Raw genomic sequence first — 4,918 nt, forward strand, 5'->3', positions numbered from 1 at the left:
TGGTCAAACAAGCAAACGTAATCACCGCAATGATCAGAATCGATAGGCCGATCTCTTTGAGCGTCACGTCAGAGAAATCCAAATCCCAGTGGAAACCAACGCGGGTAACCATGGCGTACGCCACCAAACCGATCGTCGTGAGGAAAATGGTCAAAATGTAGTTCGACATATAACCATTTTGCAGTTTGGCGGTACTCCATTTGGCGAATTTCACCATGTTGTCCATAAAGACAAAGTAACCCGCTTCCGGTCCGTAGTTCAGTAATGGTTTGGCTTTAATTGCACGTTTGCCGAGTTTATCCCACTGCTTAAATAGGAGGTAACCGACCACCATAGCCGTAATACTCAGCATCAGCGGAAGATTGAGACCATGCCACAGCGCGAGATCCACCTTACTCGCAGGATTACCGAGAATCGCCGTCGATGCAGATACAACAAGCGGCGAAGCCAATGAAGGAATCAAGCCAAGAACCAGACCTAACACCGAAAGCACCGTAAAGCCAAGACGCATTCCAAGCGGCGCTTCGTGCGCCTCCTTTGGCGTGGCTTTCTTCTCACCCCAGAAGGGTTTGATCACCAATAGCCCTGCACAAGCGACAATAAAGATGGAGGTCAACAGCGCCATAAGCGCAAGCAACGCTGCCCAAGGGCTGGATAACACGCCTTCGAGCATCATCTCTTTACCGATGAACCCAAAAAGAGGCGGAACGCCTGCTAAAGCCAGTGCAGCGAGAGACATGAACGCCGCAGTGTACGGCATCGCTTTACGTAGCCCACCTAACTCGCGCACATCTTTGGTGCCCGTTTCATGATCTATGGTGCCTGCCGCCATGAAGAGTGCACCTTTGTAGAGGGCGTGGCCAAGTAAGAACACCACCGCCGCCACCAGCGCCGCTTCCGTGCCGATACCAACCAGCATGGTCAAGGTTCCCAGTGCCATCACGGTTGAATAGGCCAAAATGCGCTTCAGATCCGTGCTGGTCACCGCCATAGCCGCGCCCAAGAGCATAGTGGTAGCGCCAACAAACGTCAGTAGCCAGGTCCAGAGATCATGCCCCGCCATCGTCGGTTGTAAACGCGCTATTAAATAGACGCCGGCTTTGACCATGGTTGCAGAGTGCAGGTAAGAACTGACCGGCGTCGGCGCTGCCATCGCATTAGGTAACCAAAAGTGGAATGGGAACTGGGCCGATTTAGTAAAGGTGCCGCCCAAAATCGCCAACATCATCACGCTAAACAGCGCGTGCGTTTGCAGCTGCGTACCTTGCGAAAGAATCTCGTTGATCTGATAAGTGCCCGCAAGGCTGCCAAGCAGAATAATACCAGCCAATAGCGCCAAGCCGCCGCCGACGGTGACAAACAGACCTTGCAGCGCAGATTTACGCGACGACTCTTTTTCGTGGTAGTAACCGATCAGCATGTAAGAGGTAATACTGGTCAGCTCCCAAAAGACAAACATCGCCATCAGGTTGTTGGATAACACCACGCCCAACATCGCGCCCATGAACGCCATCAAATAGGTCAGCAGTTTGCGTTGATCCGGTTTGTTGGCCAGATAACTGCCCGTATAGATAACGACAAAAAAACCGATCCCAGAGATCAGCAGCGCAAAGAGTAAACTCAGGCCATCTAACCAGAAATCGAGACTGATACCCAACGAAGGGACCCAGTCATAACGAATCAGAAGTGGTCCTTGCTCTGTTATCTGAGTCCAAAAGGTTGAGAAATAGACAAACAAACCTGCGGGCAAAAGTGCCAACAGTTTGCTGGTCTTCTCACCAAATTGGCGAAACAGCCAAGGAACAAACGCTGCCAGGAAAAAACCGGACAGGACTGCATACAGCATCGAAAAAGCCTCCAAGCTATAAAGCGTTAGCGAAACTAGAACATGAGTGAAACTCACACGTTAGTGAAACAATAGTTGATCTAGCTCACCTTACGTTGAATGTGCGAAAGTTTATTCAAATCCTGTTAACAATAACATTCGCTTCTCTGGAGCTCTTCTTTCGAAAAAAACGAACTCAAAGCAGAAATTAGTAGGAAATACCATCAGACATAAGCATTGATGATACTTCACCCTCTCACATAGGTCACATTTACGAAACACGATGAAACACTTTTTTGTCGTGTTACTTACTTTGGCCTCTTCGCGTACTTTCCCTTTGAACGATTCCGCAGGCCCTTAACAAAAAAAAGCCCGCCGGGGTAACCTGGCGGGCTGAAGTTAGATGTTTATATCACTAGGATGAAGCGGACACCGCCACAGGCTCTTTCGGCAGAGAAACACGCAGAGCAATGTAGCCCAATACCGCTGCCAGTGTTGACCCCATCAAGATACCTAAACGAGCGTAAGTGTCGAGCGTGGCAAAATCGAAACCAAAGGCTAATGAAGAGATGAATATCGACATCGTAAAACCAATGCCACACAAAATAGAGACGGCAAACAGATGTCGCTTAGTGATGCCTTCTGGCAACACAGTAATTTTCAGCGCCAGTGAGGCCCAACAGAACAACATGATGCCTATCGGTTTACCGAGCAATAGCCCCATCGCGACGCCGAGTGGCACCGTTGACATTAGGCCGTGCATTGCAATGCCCTGCAACGAGATCCCCGCGTTCGCCAATGCAAAAAGAGGCAACACGCCATAGGAGACATAAGGGTGTAGCCAGTGCTCAAGGTATTTGAGTGGTGAGTAGAGCTCCTTCTCACTTTTTAGCGGAATAGCAAAACCAATCACCACGCCAGCAAGTGTCGCATGAACGCCAGATTTCAGCACCGCGAACCACAAAATCGCCCCGACAATCAGGTAGGGAGTCAGGCGCGTGATACGCTTCGCGTTAAGCCAAAACAACACACCCGTAGAGATAAAGCCCATGGTCAACGCAAGCGTCGACAAGTCTGACGTATAGAAGAAAGCGATAATCAGTACCGCGCCTAGGTCATCGATGATCGCCAGTGCCAATAGAAACACCTTAAGGGCAATCGGGACGCGTTTACCCAAGAGCGCCATAATACCCAGTGCAAACGCGATATCCGTTGCCGCAGGAATCGCCCACCCCGCCATTGCGTTGTCGTTGCCCCAGTTCATACCAGCATAAATCAACGCAGGAACCACCATTCCCCCCACGGCAGCAACCGCTGGTAATGTGGCGGTTTCCTTTGACTTGAGCGCCCCCTCCACCAGTTCACGCTTGACTTCAAGGCCAATCACCAGGAAGAAAATCGCCATCAAACCATCGTTAATCCAATGCGATAGTGACATCCCAAAAATATAGATGTGTAAAAAGTGCTGATAATGTTCATTTAAAGGTGAGTTTGCGATAGTCATCGCCACAACAGCGGCGACGATAAGTAAAATCCCACTGGCAGACTCCAATCGGAAGAAGTCACGGACCCATTTGTTCATCATTTAAGACCTATCTGATAACGCTATTTATAAAAACCTGACGAGAACACCCAATGAATGCTTAGAGACACTAGGGCTATCATGCCGCATTGATGTCGTCGCTAAACATGTCACCTGTCGGACACAATCAACCTAACTCTCTGATTGTGTATCACAAATTGAGGCGACGAACCATAAAATCAATGCAATGCCCAGCATAAATAGCACCAACGAATAGGTTCAACCTCACTTCTATCAACAAACTGAATCATTAGTATAGAACATGCAAAAAAAAAGCAGATCACCCTGAGATAACCTGCTCTTAACAACGACAATCAATTAGAAACAATGCGTAAAGTTAATACCCTATCAGCTGCATGAAGCCTTGTGCCTTATGACTACCCGTAGTTTTTATTGGTCCTTCCCAATAAGGCACAAAGAAGGGCAGCCAAAGATTCTGATTAGTCGCAGATACGGTGAGATGAATATTATGCGCGGGGACTTCTATCGTCCAACTCATCGGCACTCGCTTGCCACGCGCGACGAGACTTGGCGCATTGGGTGTAATGACAAGATCAGAGTCTGCAAGGTTAATCACTTTCCCATCGCTACTGGATAAGGTACCAAACCAGTAGGGAAGTTGCTTGTTTTGACGATACTGACTCACAGATAACGTGGTTTCATCATCCAGATGGACGACAAACCAATCCCAGCCCTGTTGCCCTTCAGCGAGTAAGCCACTTCCCCACTCTTTACTCATCCACGCTTTGCCATCGACCTTAATCTGACGATCGCCCGGCAATGTAATTGAGCCCTGAACATTAAGGAAAGGCGCGAAAATATTGTAGGACGCAATCGGCAGCAAATCGTGTTTGGCCACGTAGCCACGTTCACCCGGCAGGACAAAAGGCCCATTGGTCGACGCACTCAACTGGACACTAAATTCATCGGTTTGCGCAGTGAGCATGCCAGGAAACGGTGTTCTGCCAAGTGAGCGCCAGTTCCAATTATCGATCCACATGCGAAAAGGCTGTGACGTCATTTCTGCTTGGCCAATCCCACCTCTGGCGACCCGCTGCTCTTTCCAAACGCCATATTGACTCGATATCACAAGATGAGACACGTAGACCTCGGGGCTTAACCAACCACGCAAAGGTTGATCATGACTGGCGATCCGAATAAAGCTCCACTGAATCCCGTATTCAGTGCCGGCCTCACCTTGCACATTAGCGAAGAACTGCCACCAACCGTGCTGGTACTCATTATTGAAGGAAAAGTCGTTGGGTAAAATCACGGGGTAGTTGGGCAGCACAGGCTCAAAGACCTGCCTTTTTTGCGCGCGCAGCATGTCATTCATGCTATCGAAGTCATTTGGCTCTTCAAGTGGCGTCTCGCGAAAGATGATCAACAGCGCAATGAGCCCTGCGGCCACCAAACCCACTGCCATAATGGCTGAACGACTCAACACTCGACCTTGTGTCATTACAATGCATCCCTTAACGATTTCATCGGCGTGTTTCGTACCATCCGCA

Annotated in this window: 3 protein-coding genes; all 3 read right to left on the reverse strand. The window is 49.3% G+C overall.

Features of this window, described 5'->3' with window-relative positions; genetic code table 11:
- A partial coding sequence (locus AC6R1O_RS15865) for a proton-conducting transporter transmembrane domain-containing protein (RefSeq protein WP_500657363.1) occupies positions 1 to 1,846 on the reverse strand: 1,846 nt, incomplete at its 3' end.
- 394 nt (positions 1,847 to 2,240) lie between these two features.
- Positions 2,241 to 3,407, reverse strand: a complete 1,167-nt coding sequence (gene nhaA, locus AC6R1O_RS15870; protein WP_500657364.1) for a Na+/H+ antiporter NhaA — start codon at positions 3,405 to 3,407, stop codon at positions 2,241 to 2,243.
- Between the two features lie 337 nt (positions 3,408 to 3,744).
- Positions 3,745 to 4,869, reverse strand: a complete 1,125-nt coding sequence (locus AC6R1O_RS15875; protein WP_500657365.1) for a lipocalin-like domain-containing protein — start codon at positions 4,867 to 4,869, stop codon at positions 3,745 to 3,747.
- Positions 4,870 to 4,918: the final 49 nt, after the last annotated feature.

The organism is Vibrio sp. R11-SG3-ISO3-SZ (assembly GCF_059834345.1).